The organism is Roseibium algicola (assembly GCF_001999245.1).
In the GTDB taxonomy this organism is placed as follows: Bacteria; Pseudomonadota; Alphaproteobacteria; order Rhizobiales; family Stappiaceae; genus Roseibium; species Roseibium algicola.
In genome coordinates this window covers 2,725,597-2,741,034 of record NZ_CP019630.1, presented here as the reverse complement: position 1 = coordinate 2,741,034, position 15,438 = coordinate 2,725,597, and the positions used below count along the sequence as shown (strand labels likewise).

General features: G+C 61.1%; 12 protein-coding genes. 6 read left to right on the top strand and 6 right to left on the bottom strand.

The window, feature by feature from the left end:
- Positions 1-206 precede the first annotated feature (206 nt).
- The 4 genes from purH to htpX form a co-directional block, all read right to left on the bottom strand.
- Positions 207-1,823, bottom strand: coding sequence for a bifunctional phosphoribosylaminoimidazolecarboxamide formyltransferase/IMP cyclohydrolase (purH, locus tag B0E33_RS12790; RefSeq protein ID WP_077291406.1), 1,617 nt, complete (start codon positions 1,821-1,823; stop codon positions 207-209).
- 75 nt (positions 1,824-1,898) lie between these two features.
- Positions 1,899-3,575, bottom strand: coding sequence for a heparinase II/III family protein (locus B0E33_RS12785; RefSeq protein WP_055660141.1), 1,677 nt, complete (start codon positions 3,573-3,575; stop codon positions 1,899-1,901).
- A gap of 209 nt (positions 3,576-3,784) precedes the next feature.
- Positions 3,785-5,161, bottom strand: coding sequence for an RsmB/NOP family class I SAM-dependent RNA methyltransferase (locus tag B0E33_RS12780; RefSeq protein ID WP_077291405.1), 1,377 nt, complete (start codon positions 5,159-5,161; stop codon positions 3,785-3,787).
- A gap of 164 nt (positions 5,162-5,325) precedes the next feature.
- Entirely contained in the window at positions 5,326-6,303 is a 978-nt protein-coding gene (gene htpX, locus B0E33_RS12775) for a zinc metalloprotease HtpX (RefSeq protein WP_062491241.1), read from the bottom strand.
- Between the two features lie 156 nt (positions 6,304-6,459).
- Between htpX and B0E33_RS12770 the strand changes: the two genes are divergently transcribed.
- Complete coding sequence (locus tag B0E33_RS12770; protein WP_206051434.1) at positions 6,460-6,723, top strand: DUF1674 domain-containing protein; 264 nt, start codon at positions 6,460-6,462, stop codon at positions 6,721-6,723.
- Between the two features lie 67 nt (positions 6,724-6,790).
- Here the strand turns inward: B0E33_RS12770 and B0E33_RS12765 are convergent, their stop codons facing one another.
- Positions 6,791-7,447 (bottom strand): SGNH/GDSL hydrolase family protein, encoded by a 657-nt coding sequence (locus B0E33_RS12765; protein WP_077291404.1) that lies wholly within the window; start codon positions 7,445-7,447, stop codon positions 6,791-6,793.
- A gap of 311 nt (positions 7,448-7,758) precedes the next feature.
- Between B0E33_RS12765 and B0E33_RS12760 the strand changes: the two genes are divergently transcribed.
- The 5 genes from B0E33_RS12760 (at position 7,759) to B0E33_RS12740 (ending at position 14,574) form a co-directional block, all read left to right on the top strand.
- On the top strand, positions 7,759-8,994 hold the full coding sequence (locus B0E33_RS12760; RefSeq protein WP_062486136.1) for an aminotransferase class I/II-fold pyridoxal phosphate-dependent enzyme: 1,236 nt from the start codon (positions 7,759-7,761) through the stop codon (positions 8,992-8,994).
- Positions 8,991-11,735, top strand: a complete 2,745-nt coding sequence (locus B0E33_RS12755) for a DNA translocase FtsK (RefSeq protein WP_077291403.1) — start codon at positions 8,991-8,993, stop codon at positions 11,733-11,735. Before B0E33_RS12760 ends, B0E33_RS12755 begins: the two co-directional genes overlap by 4 nt.
- Positions 11,736-11,819: 84 nt before the next feature.
- Positions 11,820-12,467 (top strand): outer membrane lipoprotein carrier protein LolA, encoded by a 648-nt coding sequence (locus tag B0E33_RS12750; RefSeq protein WP_023002553.1) that lies wholly within the window; start codon positions 11,820-11,822, stop codon positions 12,465-12,467.
- A gap of 19 nt (positions 12,468-12,486) precedes the next feature.
- Positions 12,487-13,449 (top strand): ATP-dependent carboxylate-amine ligase, encoded by a 963-nt coding sequence (locus B0E33_RS12745; protein WP_167579536.1) that lies wholly within the window; start codon positions 12,487-12,489, stop codon positions 13,447-13,449.
- A gap of 129 nt (positions 13,450-13,578) precedes the next feature.
- Positions 13,579-14,574: an LLM class flavin-dependent oxidoreductase gene (locus B0E33_RS12740; protein ID WP_077291401.1), complete on the top strand. Its 996-nt coding sequence runs from the start codon at positions 13,579-13,581 to the stop codon at positions 14,572-14,574.
- Here the strand turns inward: B0E33_RS12740 and B0E33_RS12735 are convergent, their stop codons facing one another.
- Positions 14,575-15,186 carry an NAD(P)H-dependent oxidoreductase gene (locus B0E33_RS12735; protein WP_228148091.1) on the bottom strand — a complete coding sequence of 204 codons (612 nt, stop codon included), beginning with the start codon at positions 15,184-15,186 and terminating at the stop codon, positions 14,575-14,577. It lies immediately after the preceding gene.
- Positions 15,187-15,438 lie beyond the last annotated feature (252 nt).

Genomic DNA, 15,438 nt, shown 5'->3' with positions numbered 1-15,438 from the left:
AAAACGGCAGGCGAATACCTGCCAAAGCTTGCTGCAGACTACCCGTTGGGCGTTAACAAGGTCTTCAGTGGGAGGGTTTTTCTTAATGACCCCTGTCATTTTTGACAGTAATTTTGGATCGTTAGCTTGCTAATGTTTTGCAAGCTCAGATGAAGTGCCGGTTCGAATGAAAACCGGCACTTCAATTCATCGGCGAATACCCGAAATCAGTGCCGGAAATGACGCATGCCGGTCATGACCATGGCAAGGCCTGCTTCGTCGGCTGCCGCAATCACGTCGTCATCGCGCATCGAGCCACCCGGCTGGATAACGGCGGTTGCTCCGGCTTCGGCGGCAGACAGAAGACCGTCGGCAAACGGGAAGAACGCATCGGAGGCGACCACGCATCCCTTCGTCAGCGGTTCGGAAAGACCGGCGGCCTCGGTCGCGTCCAGGGCCTTGCGGGCAGCGATACGTGCGGAATCCACCCGGCTCATCTGACCGGCCCCGACACCAACGGTGGCGCCGTCCTTGGCGTAGACGATGGCATTGGACTTCACATGTTTGGCGACCCGGAAGGCGAATTTCAGATCGGCCAGTTCCTGCTCGCTCGGCGCGCGCTTGGTAACGACCTTGAGGTCAAGGTCATCGACCACACCGTTGTCGCGTGACTGGACCAGGAGGCCGCCGGCAACGGACTTGACGAAGAGACCCTTGGCGCGTGCATCGGCGAGGCCGCCGGTGACCAGAAGGCGCAGGTTCTTCTTCGCCGCGATGATTTCGCGTGCCGCGTCGTCCGCATCCGGCGCGATGATCACTTCCGTGAAGATCTTGACGATTTCCTCGGCCGCAGCGGCATCCAGCGTCTGGTTCAGGGCGACGATGCCGCCGAAGGCCGAAACCGGATCGCAGCGCAGGGCCAGCTCGTAGGCTTCCTTCAGGCTTGCGCCTTCGGCCACGCCGCACGGGTTGGCATGCTTGATGATGGCAACTGCGCTGGTGCGGGCCGGATCGAACTCGCTCACCAGCTCGAACGCGGCATCGGTGTCGTTGATGTTGTTGTAGGACAGGGTCTTGCCCTGAAGCTGCCTGGCTGTCGCAACACCCGGGCGCTGCTCACCGGTGGTGTAGAAACCTGCCGTCTGATGCGGGTTTTCGCCGTAGCGCATGACTTCGGCAAGCGAACCGCCAACCGCACGGTGGGCGGGCGTTGCTTCGTCCAGCTGATCCGCCATCCAGTTGGAGACGGCGGCATCATAGGCAGCCGTGCGGGCAAAGGCCTTTTGCGCCAGCTTCTTGCGCAGAGCCAGCGGGGCCTTGCCGCCGTTGGCATCAAGCTCGGAAATCACTGCATCGTAGTCGGCCGGGTCGGTGACCACGGTAACATAGGCATGGTTCTTGGCGGCTGCACGGGTCATCGCCGGTCCACCAATGTCGATGTTCTCGATGCCGGTTGCGTAGTCGGCGCCGGAGGCGACAACGTCCTCGAACGGATAGAGATTGCCGCAAAAGAGATCGATGCCGACGATGTCATGCTCGCTCATCGCCTGCTGGTGGTCGGCATCATCACGGATCGACAGCAGACCGCCGTGCACCTTCGGATGCAGCGTCTTCACGCGGCCGTCCATGATTTCCGGAAAGCCCGTGACTTCCGAAATGTCCAGAACCGCAAGCCCGGCTTCCTTCAGCGCCTTGTAGGAACCGCCGGTGGAGACCAGCTCGACACCGCGCTCGGACAGCGCTTTTGCAAACTCGACAAGACCGGTCTTGTCAAAGACGGACAGAAGGGCGCGCTTGACGGGAACCAGCTCGGGAACGGGTACGGCTTTGGACACAATGGCCATGAATTTGCCTCGCAATTGGGGACGGTCCGGGAGTTGCCGTCGCCCTATCACGTCTTCAGCAAAAGCGGAAGGTCTCTATTCTTCCAGTGGCAGTTCGTCCGGCTCGTCAAAATCGCTGGTGCCGCGCCGGCTGAGTTTGGCCGTCGCCGTCTTGCGGAACTGCCACCCCACGGAGGGGGCCTCGAGCACGGCACCGGAGATCACGATCTGCTCGGTCTTGCGATGGCCGTAGACATCCGAAAGATAGATGCTCTCTTCCAGCATGACCTCGGTGCCGGGCGCTTCGAATTCCCAGGCTTCGCCGTCCCGGCACACCAGAAGCACCGCTGATCCGCCGCGGATGAGCGAGCTGCGCAGGCCCGGATGCAGGTGAAAGCGGATTGCGTAACGGTTTTCACTGTCCACCGGACCGATTGCCGAGAACGTGTCGATGCCGTCCAGCACCGTGCCGTCGCCTGCAAGGCGAATGTCGCGCTCATGCAGGACATGGAACTCGCTGGCGTAGCCATCATGGGAGGCCGTGATCCGGCTGCCGGCCGCATCGTCTTCCCGTTCAACCGGCACCCTGACCGGACCGGACAGGATGGGAGCACCCAGAATATGTCCGAACGGCCGGTTCGACAGGAACCGGCAGGAGGACGTATCCTCGATCACCGCCGTGGAATGGGCAGGCGTCGAGCGGCTGACCCTGCGCCAGGCCGGATTGGACTTGGGCGAGACGCCGCAATTGACGACGATCCGGTTGTTGCCGGAGGAGAATTCGAACGAAAGACAGCCTGCATGAGCGTCGCCGGAAACGCCGATGGCCGGGGCAGGGCCGGTGTCGATCAGGACAACGGAATTGCCACCGGTTAAGCGCTGATAGCCCGAATGCGGCGCATTCTGCGGTGGGGCACCCCGTGCATCGTCATAGGCAAGGATGGTGGCGACAAGGTCGCTCGGCGTCGAGCCCATGCCGTTGAAATGGGCAAGCGCCCCGTCGCCATGACGGAAGAAGCGCAGCAGTGGCATCATCCGGTCCACCGACTGCACCATCGCCGGCGGAACCTCCAGGCCTTGCGCTACGAAGGCCTGGCGAACCGGCAGCAGGTCCGCGAGAATGTCGATCAGCGCTTTCGGATTGCGCGAGATATGGCCGCCATCGGGTAGGATCTGGCGTGTCAGCTCCTGGTCGAGACGCCGGATGCTCTGGCGAGCAAAGCGGCCCTGTCCGGCCATGGAAATACAGGCGGATGCCATGGCGAGGGCTGCATGCAGGCGCTCGACGCCGTCTTCCGTTTCGTTGATGGTCTGGCGCAGGTAACGCACCTGGCGAGCCAGTGACCGCACGAAACTGCGATAGAACTCGTGATCACCGTCCTGAAGAATGAAGGGCGAATGCGCCAGCCAGGACAGAATGCGGCGGGTCACAACCGACGCTTCCCAGCCGATGTCGTGCCAACGACCGCAAAACTTGATCCAGTCCTCCACCAGCGCCCGGGCATTTTGCCGGGAAATCTGGCTGTCGGCGGCGCGCAGGTCCCGCATCCAGCCGAAGCTGTGAAGCTCACGCTGCCAGTCTTCGTGAACGGCCTGAAGCTCGAACGGAGATCTGCCTTGCGTCTCCACCAGATGGCCGGAGAACAAGAAGCGGCCACCGTAGATATCGGCGGCATTGGTCGCGTCGGCAGTGCGCAGATCCTGCGGCGCGATGAGCAGGCGCGCAGGCACAGCCGAAAACGGCTGCATGCGGAACAGCGGCCCGCCATGCATCCATTTCAAGGAGCGTTGCCAAATATGCAGGGCCACAAGCCGCCAGATGCGGCTTCTTTCACTCAGGCTTGCAGTATTCACCAAACCATCTCCAAAACTGATGGTTTCTGCGCGTTTATGGGGAATCTCCGGTGTCTAATTCAGGAAACGAACCATTAAGGTTAGCATTTCATTTAAAGAATCATTGCAAGTGAACAGTTTATTCCGCGTTAAAACCGGCGGAACCTTGCGGCAAAAAAGCCGTCCATGCCCTTGCTCACCGGATTCACGGCGGCGCTATGGCAGGGCAGACAGCGAAGATAGCCTTCATTTGTGACACATTCGGCAAGGCCGCCCACCTCTGTGGCCTCGACAGGAACCAGTTCGATTTTTCCAGCCTGCCTCTCCAGAAAACCGGCCACCTGGGCTTCGCCTTCGGCCGCCTCCAGCGAACAGGTACAATAGACGACCAGCCCACCCGGCTTGACCCAGCCCATCACCCTGTCCAGCAACTCGCTCTGGATTTCCGTCAGCTTTTCAATGTCGTATGGCTTCTTGATCCAGGGCACATCGGGGTGCCGGCGGATCGTGCCTGTCGCGCTGCAGGGCGCATCAAGCAGGATCGCATCAAAAAGCACCTCCGGCTCAAAGGCCCGCAAATTCGCCGCAACCGTTTCAACTGTGAGGCCAAGCCGCGTCATGTTTTCTTCAAGACGTTTCAGGCGCGCCTTTGAAATATCGACCGCGGTTACGCTTGCACCCGCGGCCGCCAACTGTGCGGTCTTGCCGCCCGGTGCAGCGCAAAGATCGGCAACACGCAAACCCTTCACGTCACCAAGAAGCCGGGCGGGAAGCGCCGCGGCGGCGTCCTGCACCCACCACTGGCCGTCGCCATAGCCTTCAAGTGCATCGACAGCGCCCTTGCGCACGAGGCGGATGCTGCCCGCACCCACAATCTGGCCGTCCAGTTTCCGGGCCCACTCTTCCGGATCCGCTTTCACCGACAGATCCAGCGCCGCTTCGCTTTCGTGAGCCCGCGCGATCTCGCGCGCTGTCTCCACGCCATAGGCTGCCTGCCAGCTTTCCATCAGCCAGTCCGGTGTGTTCAGCACCGCCGGATCGAGATCACCGGTCACTTCGTCCCGCTCGCGCCCGAGCCGGCGCAACACACCGTTGACCAGACCCTTGTAAGGGCGGGCCCGGCGGTCGAGACCGGCATGATCAACAGCAAGAGAGACGGCAGCACGGTCCGGAATGTCGAGAAACAGCATCTGGGCAATGGCCACATGCAGGATATCCAGGATCCGGCCCGTTTTTTCCGGGATCGGCCGATCAAGCAACCGATCCAGGATTTCAGCGATTTCACCCCGGTGGCGCAAGGCTGCGCCAATGATTGCGCGAACCAGCGAACGATCGTTGCCGGCCAGCGCCCGAAATCCGGAGTGGCCGGACGTGATATCCAGCTCGCCATCGAGAGGCCGTTTCTTGTGAACGACATTGCCAAGAATATCGGCAGCCACCTTGCGTGCGGCAAACCCCGGCTTTTCGGCCTGTTCGGGTGCCGGTTTGCCTGAAGGCTTCTGTTTGTTGTTCGGCCGTTTGGTCAAGGCTCAATCCATTCACGCGCCCGGCCCTGCTGTTACGGCCGGTATCAAAATCAAGCGCCGCAGACCGGTCTGCCGGTCGCGGCGCATCTGGTCATACTAAAGCCGGGTGGTCATCCGGCAAAGTTGTTTTTGTCAAAGAAGCTGACGTTCCGGGGGACTGTGGCCTATCCCCACGGCCCTTTTGGACGGCGAGGCGCGGAGGACGGCCCCGTCGGACCGGCGCCGCTCCACGGGCCGGCCTGCTGTGGAGCCTGGCGGGTAAACGACATGGGACCGCTTCTGCCGCCCCTGCCACCGGTGCCCAGACCTGCATCCGACAGCTTACGCAGTTCGTCAATCCGGTTCTGGGTGTTCGGGTGAGTGGAGAACAGATTGTCCATCCGCTCGCCTGACAGCGGGTTCATGATGAACATATGTGCGGTTGCCGGGTTCGCTTCCGCGTCCGGGTTATGGATGTGCTCCACCCCGCGCGAGATCTTCGCAAGTGCTGAAGCCAGCCACATGGGTTCGCCGCAGATCTGTGCGCCCATCCGGTCGGCCGCATATTCGCGCGTCCGGGAGATCGCCATCTGCACGACCATTGCCGCCAGCGGCGCCACGACCATCATCAGGATAACCCCGACGATGCCCAGCGGATTGTTGCGGTTGCCGCCGAAGAAGAAGGCAAAGTTGGCCAGCATGGAAATCGCACCGGCGATTGTCGCCGTGATCGTCATGATCAGCGTGTCGTGGTTCTTCACATGGGCCAGCTCATGGGCCATCACACCGGCAATCTCCTCGGGCGTCAGCATGTCGAGCAGGCCCGTCGTTGCCGCGACGGCAGCGTTTTGCGGGTTGCGGCCGGTCGCAAAGGCATTCGGCTGCGGATTGTCGATGATGTAGACCTTGGGCATCGGCAACTCGGCATTCTGCGCCAGCTGCCGTATCATCCGGTAGAACTCCGGCGCTTCGCGCTCACCCACTTCCCTGGCATGATGCATGCGCAGGACCATCTTGTCCGCGTTCCAGTAACTGAACAGGTTCATGGCGGCTGCAATAAGCAGCGCGATCAGCATGCCCGACTGACCGCCGATCATGAAACCGATCCCCATGAACAAGGCGGTCATCCCCGCCAGAAGCATTGCCGTGCGAATGTAGTTCATCGCCGCTTGTTTCCGTTTCTGTCCTGTTTTCGACTGCTTGCAAGAAGGCGCATAATGGCCTTTGTATCCGTCCAACAGATGGGGAGTGCTGCCATTCTTGGCAAGATTACCCTATATACGCCAGACAAGACTGCAAACTGAACGACCCGAAGAGCCATGACAGAAACACCGGACAACCCGACGAGCCGCTACAGCCAGAACGAGGCTCCCTCCCTGAAGACCAATGTCGAGGAAACTCCGAAGCGGAAATTCGAGGACCTGCCACCGGCAGCCCAGCGCGCCCTCAAGGAAGCCGAAGAACGGCGCAAGGAAATCGACGCAAGACAGCAGAACATGGCCGAAGAAGTCAACGGACGCGGCGGCCTGGAGCCCACCCGCTACGACGATTGGGAGATCAAGGGACTGACCTCGGATTTCTGAGGGAATGTTCAGCCGGTCTGCCTGTCGGAGGCACCTCTAACCGCAGCAGGCAATCCAGTCTGCCAATTCAGTTTGCCAGCTTGCGCACTTCCGCTGCCACTGCCCTGGCGAGATCGGCCTGCGGCTCCGCATCGAAATGGACGGCATCAACCGGGCTGGCGGAAATCACCGTTCCTGCATCGAAGAAAGCTGCACCATATTCAACAGCTTTCTCCCGGTAGCAGGCGGCCAGGCGATGGGATTCCGTGACGCTCTGTTCGCTGAACTGCGCCACGAAGGGTGTGCCTGCCAGTGGTGCCAGCGGCGGCGGTGACATCAGCAGCACCTTTGGCGCCCGGCCTTCGACATCGTCGGTTGGCCTGCGGGCAAAATCCAGAAGGCGCCCCATGGCAATCGCGATCGTTTCAGCGTTCATGCAGAACCGGGCCTGAAGGTCGTTGGTGCCGAGCATGATGATCAGAATGTCGATCGGCATATGCGTCTTGCGAACGGTCGCCAGATGCGTAAGACCGTTCTTGTCGCCCTTGACCGGATCCTCGAACACGGTTGTTCGGCCGTTGACGCCTTCTTCGGCCACATAAAACCCGTCACCCAGTTCTTTCTGCAGAAGCCGGGTCCAGCGGATGTCGTGGCCGTACCTGGATTTGTCGACCGGATTAAATCCCCAGGTGAGAGAATCGCCGAAGCAAACGACGCTTATCGGATTTTTTGTTGTTTTCGACATCGTAGAACCTGTCCAGGTAGGCGCACTTTGAAAAAGGTCGGGCATATTTCATTTCTGCCGACCGCGCCGATGCCTTCAATTTCTACAGAGTCTTCGTTGACGATCAAGGACTTCCGGGCAATTCCCGCCAACCAAGGACGGAGGGGTGAAATTGTCCCTATGGACAGATCAGACGCCCGGGCAGGCAGTGCGGGAAAATCCGCAACCATTTGCAGCATTTCCTGTGCCCTGCCCCGCTTGGTTAATAAGGGATTTACCACACCGGCTATAGGGTCTGAGCAAAGTTATGCGTAACGAGTGCCGGATCATTCATGCTTGCCAGCAAAAAAGCCTATCAGCGCGGTGTGTCCCTGCCGAGCTCCAATCCGTTTCAACGCCTTGCCGAACTCCTGAGCGGCGAGACGCCGGGGCTCGACCCGATTGTCATGACGATTGGCGAACCGCAACACGCCATTCCTGATTTTACCGCGGAAGTTCTGGCTGAAAATATGGCCGGTTTCCGCCGTTATCCGCCGATCGACGGCTCGCCTGAATTCCGTTCGGCCGTCGCATCCTGGCTGGATCGCCGATACAATCTGGGTGGGTTGATCGACGCCGACCATGGTGTGCTGCCGCTGAACGGGTCCCGCGAAGGACTTTCCTTCGGCGCCATTGCCGCGCGTGATCAGCTGAACAAGGGCCTGGACCACCCTGTGGTGATTCTGCCCAACCCGTTCTACCAGACCTATGCTGCCGCAGCGCATGTCGCCGATGCGGAGGCCGTGCTGCTCGACGCGGTAGCGGGAAACAATTTTCTGCCGGATCTCGACAGCCTCGATGCGGAGCTGCTGGAAAGGACCGTCGCCTTTTATGTTGCCTCGCCCACAAATCCGGAAGGGTTTGTGGCCGACACCGCCTATTGGCAGCGCCTGATCGGTCTCGCCCGCAAGCATCGCTTCTATATCTTTGCAGACGAATGCTACTCGGAAATCTATCGCGAGACGCCGCCAATCGGCATTCTGGAAGCGGCCAGGGATCTGAATGAAGAGCAGGGCGGTGGCTTTGCCAACATCATCGTTCTCAATTCGCTGTCCAAACGCTCCAACCTGGCGGGCCTGCGCTGCGGCTTTGCGGCAGGCGATCCCGAGTTCCTGAAAAAATGGGCGAAGTTCAGAGGCCTTGCCGCACCGCAGGTGCCGCTGCCGGCACAAGCAGTTGCCGTCCGGGCCTATCAGGACGAATCCCACGTCATTGAAAACCGCAGGCTCTACAACGAAAAATTCGAAGCTGCCGAAAAACACCTCGGCCCGATCCTTGGGCCGGTCACGCCTGACGCTGGGTTCTTCCTGTGGCTGGATATCAGCCGCTGGGGCGACGCCGTTGCGGTCACGAAGGCACTCTGGACCGAAATCGGGCTCAAGGTGCTGCCGGGCAGCTACCTTGCCTCGGACCAGTCGGACGGCAGCAATCCGGGGCGGAACTATATTCGCATCAGCCTGACGGCTCCTCTTGAGCAGACAGAGATCGCTCTGGAGCGTCTGGCAAAATGGTTGGGGGACAAGGCATGAGGCGGGCCAGCGCAGTTCGCGGCAACGGCCGCAGATCTTCGGTTGACCTTCTGGACACCGAGAGCCCACTGAAGCGGTTCATCCGGCGCAATCTTGTCGGGGCCGCGGGTCTCGGTATCATTGCGCTGGCGGCAATGCTCGCGGCAAGCCTTGCTACCTGGTCCGTCAGCGACCCGAGCTTCAATCATGCCACCGGTGGCCAGGTGCGCAACGCCCTGGGAACACCCGGCGCTGTTCTCGCAGACATTCTGATGCAGACCATCGGCCTGGCGACGGCCGTGTTCCTGATTCCTCTGGTTCTGTGGGGCTGGCGGCTTCTGACCGGCCACGCGCTTGGCATCGGCCGCAAGCGCCTGGTCTACTGGCTGATCGGCACAAGCCTTGCCGCAGGTGCCCTGGCGTCGCTGCCGGTTCCCGAAAGCTGGCCGCTGCCGACCGGTCTCGGCGGCTTTTTCGGCGACACCGTTCACCATTTGCCTGCACTCGTTACCGACAACATGACAAGCGGCGCCGCCACGATCGTCGGCGTACTTGGTCTTGGCGTACCGGCTATCCTGTGCCTGCTGGCAGCTGCCGGTTGGCTGGGCAGCATCGGCGCTCCGTCCGAACGGATCGAGCCTGTAGCCGGCCCTGTCGGTCACGGCAAGGCCGCCGAGCATGAACTCGACTTTGACGACGACGATGGCGAGTCCCGTATCGGTATCTTCATGAGCGCCTTCGTCGGCCAGATGGAGCATTTCGGTCTTCAGGCTGCTGCACAGCTGCGCCGGTTGACCGGCCTGAAGCGCAGCCAGGCCCAGGATGAAGAAGAATACTGGGACGAGGATGAGGACGACACCGACTACGAGCCGGAAGACACCCGCCAGGGCAGCCGTCTGAAGGCATTCCGCAAGGCCCTTGCCGGCCGGCTGATGCCGCAAGATGACGACGGCCTGGACGACTTCTACCAGCGTGGCCGTCATGCGGACGACGGAGACGAACCCTACGCGGAAGAATACTACGACGAGGAAGGCGACACCTTCGAGCCGGACGATCTGATGATCGACAAGGGCCCCGTCAACGGTCGTCCTGCGGTCCCGGTCGGCATTGCCGCGCCGGAGGCTCAGCAGGCACCTGCGCAACCGGCAACGAACGGCCGTGTCATCCCGCAGGCACCGCGTCCGAAGCAGAGCAAACGTGCGATCGAGGAAGCACAGCCATCCTTCCTCGGAGCCCCGGAAGATTACGAATTGCCTCCGCTGCGGCTGCTGGCCGAGCCGAAGGTTGCCGGCAAGGTGCCGGGTCTGTCCGCCGATGCGCTGGAGCAGAATGCCCGCATCCTGGAAGGCGTGCTTGAGGATTTCGGTGTGCGCGGCGAAATCATCGAGGTTCGCCCCGGTCCGGTCGTGACCCTGTACGAACTGGAACCGGCACCTGGTATCAAGTCCTCGCGTGTCATCGGACTTGCCGACGATATCGCCCGCTCCATGAGCGCGATTTCCGCCCGTGTGGCGGTGATCCCGGGCAAGAACGCCATCGGTATCGAACTGCCGAATGCCCGCCGTGAGACGGTTTACCTGCGTGAACTGCTGGCCGCCCAGGACTTCGAAAAGTCCAAGGCCAAGCTGGCACTTGCCCTGGGCAAGACCATCAATGGCGAAAGCGTTGTCGCGGATCTGGCCCGCATGCCTCACCTGCTTGTGGCCGGTACCACCGGCTCGGGCAAGTCGGTCTCGATCAACACCATGATCCTGTCGCTGCTCTACCGGTTGACGCCCGAGCAGTGCAAGATGATCATGATCGACCCCAAGATGCTGGAACTGTCGATCTACGACGGCATTCCGCATCTGCTGACACCGGTTGTGACCGATCCGAAGAAAGCCGTCGTCGCCTTGAAGTGGACCGTCCGCGAGATGGAAGACCGCTACAAGAAGATGTCCAAGATGGGTGTCCGCAACATCGACGGCTACAACACCCGCATCAAGCAGGCGCTGGAAAAGAACGAAACATTCACCCGCACCGTTCAAACCGGCTTCGACCGCGACACCGGCCAGCCGATCTACGAAGAAGAGCAGCTGCCGCTCGAGGCGATGCCGTATATCGTCGTCATCGTCGACGAGATGGCCGACCTGATGATGGTGGCCGGCAAGGACATCGAAGGTGCTATCCAGCGCCTGGCACAGATGGCCCGTGCCGCCGGCATTCACCTGATCATGGCCACGCAGCGGCCGTCGGTGGATGTCATTACCGGCACCATCAAGGCCAACTTCCCGACCCGTATCTCCTTCCAGGTGACGTCGAAGATCGACAGCCGCACCATTCTGGGTGAAATGGGCGCCGAACAGCTTCTGGGCATGGGCGACATGCTCTACATGGCCGGCGGCGGGCGCATCCAGCGTGTGCACGGGCCGTTCGTTTCCGACGACGAGGTCGAGGATATCGTCAAGCACCTGAAGGTTCAGGGCACGCCGCAATATCTGGAAGCCGTGACCGAGGAAGATGACGAAGCCGAAAGCCCCTACGACAGTGGCGGCGGACTTGCCGGCGGCGACGAGGGCAACGATCTGTACGACAAGGCGGTTGCCATCGTGCTGCGCGACAAGAAGGCGTCGACCTCCTATGTGCAGCGGCGCCTTTCGATCGGTTACAACCGTGCTGCTTCGCTGATTGAGCGGATGGAAAACGAAGGCCTGATCAGCGCCGCCAACCATGCCGGAAAACGCGAAATTCTCGTGCAGAACGGCGTGGAAGAAGATTTTTGATGGTAAACTGCCAAAGCTTTGCCACACACGCTCCCTAGCTAGGGGGAAACGTGTCACACAGAGAACGATTTAGGACATTGCATCATGCTGAAACGCTTCGCTTCCCGCCTGATCAAACCTATGCTGGCAGCTGGCATTGCTGCGGCTCTGTCCCTGTCGGCACTGCTGCCCGCCGCGGCGCTGACCGAGCAGGAACAAAATGCCCTCAGGGATCTCAACTCCTATTTCAACTCGGTGAAGACCATGCATGGCGACTTCATCCAGTTCGGTCCTGACGGAAACCAGTCCGACGGCAAGTTCTACATGGCCCGCCCGGGCAAGGTGCGCTTCTACTACAACAAGCCTTCCGTGCTCGACATTGTGGCCGACGGCAAGTCGGTGTCCGTGCGCGACCGCAAGCTGAACACCCAGGACATCTGGCCTCTTGGCCAGACGCCGCTGCGCTTCCTGCTGTCCGACGACATCGACCTGCAGAAGGACACCAACGTCACCAACGTTCTGGTGGAAGAAGACCTGATCACCGTCACGATCCTGGACAAGACCAAGTTCAACTCCGGTACGCTGACGCTGATCTTCGATGCCAAGGACTACGCATTGAAGCAGTGGACCGTTACCGACCAGCAGGGCTACGACACCTCCGTTGCGGTCTATAACGTTGTGTCCAATGGCCCGACCAATCCGGACCTTTTCAAGATCGATTATCTGGCCAACGCCCGCCAGAAAAACAACTGACAGCCCGGCTGGCCCCAGCATGACGGAAACGGCCGGCCGGCGCGCACTCGTCTTTGACCTGCTTGAAGTCTATTGCGCCCGCAAAGGCTACCGCCTGACGGCGGGCGACGGCCATGGCCATGCCGGCATGGTCGAAAGCCCGTCCGGCAAGCGCTGGTTCTTCAAGGGCACAAGGTTCGACCTCAACACGCTCGGCGCAGCGGAAATCGCCACCGACAAGGCCTATGCCGCGGCCTTTCTGAAGGCCGCAGGCCTGACAGTGCCGGACGGACTTCTGGTTTTCGCACACGACATCCGCACGAGCCGAACTGCGCCGCAAGACCTTCTGGATTTTGCCGGGAACCAGGGGTTCCCGCTTTACGTCAAACCGAACTGTGGCCGGGAAGGGCGGGACGTAGTGCGGGTCGACACCAGTCACACCCTTCAAACGGCCCTGCAAACCCTCGCCAAGAGCAACGACCAGCTGCTGGTGCAACCTGAAATCCGCGGACAGGAACTGAGAATTATCGTTCTGGACGACGATGTGCTGTGCGTCATCGAACGCCATCCGCCTCAGATCACGGGCGACGGTCATCGCAACATTGCCGAGATCATCGGCGCCGATCCGCGCTTCGACGCTGCCGACCCCCGCCTCGTCCTCGAACTGCAGCAACAAGGGCTGATGCCGGAAACGGTTCCCGCGCCAGGCCAGACGGTCACGCTTCTGCCCGTGGTCAATCTGTCCGCAGGCGGCACGGCCAGAATTGTCACCGGCTCGCTCGCCCCGGACCTTGCAGCCCTTGCCCGCAAGGCCGCACAGACCCTGTCTCTGCGCTATGCCGCCGTTGACCTGATCTTGCCAACTGCGGCCAACGCAGAACCTGTTGTCCTGGAAGTCAACGCCGCGCCAGGTCTCGGCAACCTTGCCCGGCAGGGGTCTGAAGAGACCGAAGCGGTGAAGCATATCTACGAGCGTGTGTTCGAAGCGACATTCGCCGAATAGATCCCGCTGACCCCGGGAGCCCTGCGCGTCTAAGCACCTGGGAAGGCTGCGCCAAAGCAGGCTGCCGACAAAACTTGACCTTGGCGGGTGGGTTTTCAGATCCTACATGGAGCTCCAACGGAGATATCCATGCAGCATTTTTCCCTTCTCGATCTGTCCCCTGTGCCGGAAGGCCAGACAGCGGCCGCGGCTCTAGCAAACACGGTCGATCTGGCGCGGTCCGCGGAACAGGCAGGCTACCATCGCTACTGGCTGGCCGAGCATCACAACATGCCGGGCATCGCCAGCGCCGCTACATCGCTTGTCATCGGCCAGGTGGCGGCAGCAACCTCCACCATGCGCGTCGGCGCGGGCGGTATCATGCTGCCCAACCACTCGCCGCTGATCATCGCCGAGCAATTCGGCACGCTGGCAACGCTGTACCCGGGCCGGATCGACCTGGGCCTGGGCCGCGCCCCGGGCACGGACATGGCGACGGCCAGGGCCCTGCGTCGCCACATGGCCGGTGAGGACAGTTTTCCGCAGGATGTCCAGGAGCTGATGGGCTATTTCAGAACCGCTTCTGAAACCAGCAGGGTGCGCGCGATCCCGGGCGAAGGCACGCAGGTACCGATCTGGATCCTTGGCTCGAGCCTTTACGGGGCGCAACTCGCGGCGGCCTTCGGGCTGCCCTATGCCTTTGCCTCCCATTTCGCACCGGACATGCTGGAAGAAGCGCTGGAGATCTACCGGGCAACCTTCCAGCCGTCGCCGCAGCTCGCCAGACCGCATGTGATGGTGGCAGCTGGCGTATTTGCTGCCGACACCGACGAAGAGGCAGATTACCTGCGCTCTTCCCAGTTGCTCGCTTTCGCCCGGTTGCGCATGGGCAACCCCGGTAAACTGCCCCTGCCGGTGGAAAATGTCCCCGCCGAAATTCCGCCCGCCGTTCTGGCGCAGGTCGAACACGCCCTGTCCTGCTCGGCAACGGGATCTCCGGCGACGATCCGCGACCAACTGTCGGCAATCATCACCCGCTACCAGCCCGACGAACTGATGATCACCGGCATGATCCATGATCACGGCGCCCGCGTGAAATCCTTCCAGCTCGCGGCCGACGTCCTGAAGGATCTCGTGAAAGCTTAGTCAACCATCAAAGGCGCTTCGACAAATATGGGCGGTTTCTTCCAGCCAGTCTTGCCGCTGGGGATAGGAGCTGCCCACAACGGGCCTGAAGACGTGGCGCTCGTAATCCAGAGCGCCACAATATGGCAGCACGCACCGGCCCCAGATCAGCTCCAGCGGGTCTCCAAGATCTAGCCGCTCTCGCTCCGCCTCGGTGTCGGACGTGTTGAAGACGACGGCCTTGCGGATCGACAGCAGCCCTTCCGGCAGACCGTCGGCAGTCTGCAGCCGATAGGCACCACCCGGCACAAGCACACGGTCGATCCAGCCTGCAAGGATCGCCGGCGGTTTGCCCCACCAGTTCGGATGGACGACCAGCAGACCATCGGCGTTCAAAATACCTTCCCTGTGCCGCGCAACAACGGCATCCTCTGAACGGGACAGCACTTCTTCCAGGGTATCGCCGATCGAGTAGGCTTCCTCTGCTGTCAGACAGGGATCGAACTCTTCGGCGTAAAGATCGTGGTGATCTATCTGGTGCCCCTCGGCCTCCAGAGCATCACGCGCCTGTTTTGACAGCGCATGGCAGAAGCTGTTGTCCCTGGGGTGCGCCAGTAGGGAAAAGATGCGCAACGGCCTGTTTCCTTGATGCAAATTGAAAATACCGGCTCGCAAATGTGCCGGAGCAATTCCTGTTCCCATGACTTCGCAATTCATTTCAGCCGTTTCAACCCTGGCAAGACCATTTGCCTGGTTTGACCTTCTGGACGGCTGCTGAAGGATCGAAATCCGCGCGTAAGCATCTGCTTATGATGCCCGGCGTCAGCAGTCCGTCAATCGACCGAAGCCGAGTTTGCGGCCAATCAGGACGAAGACCGCAACGGT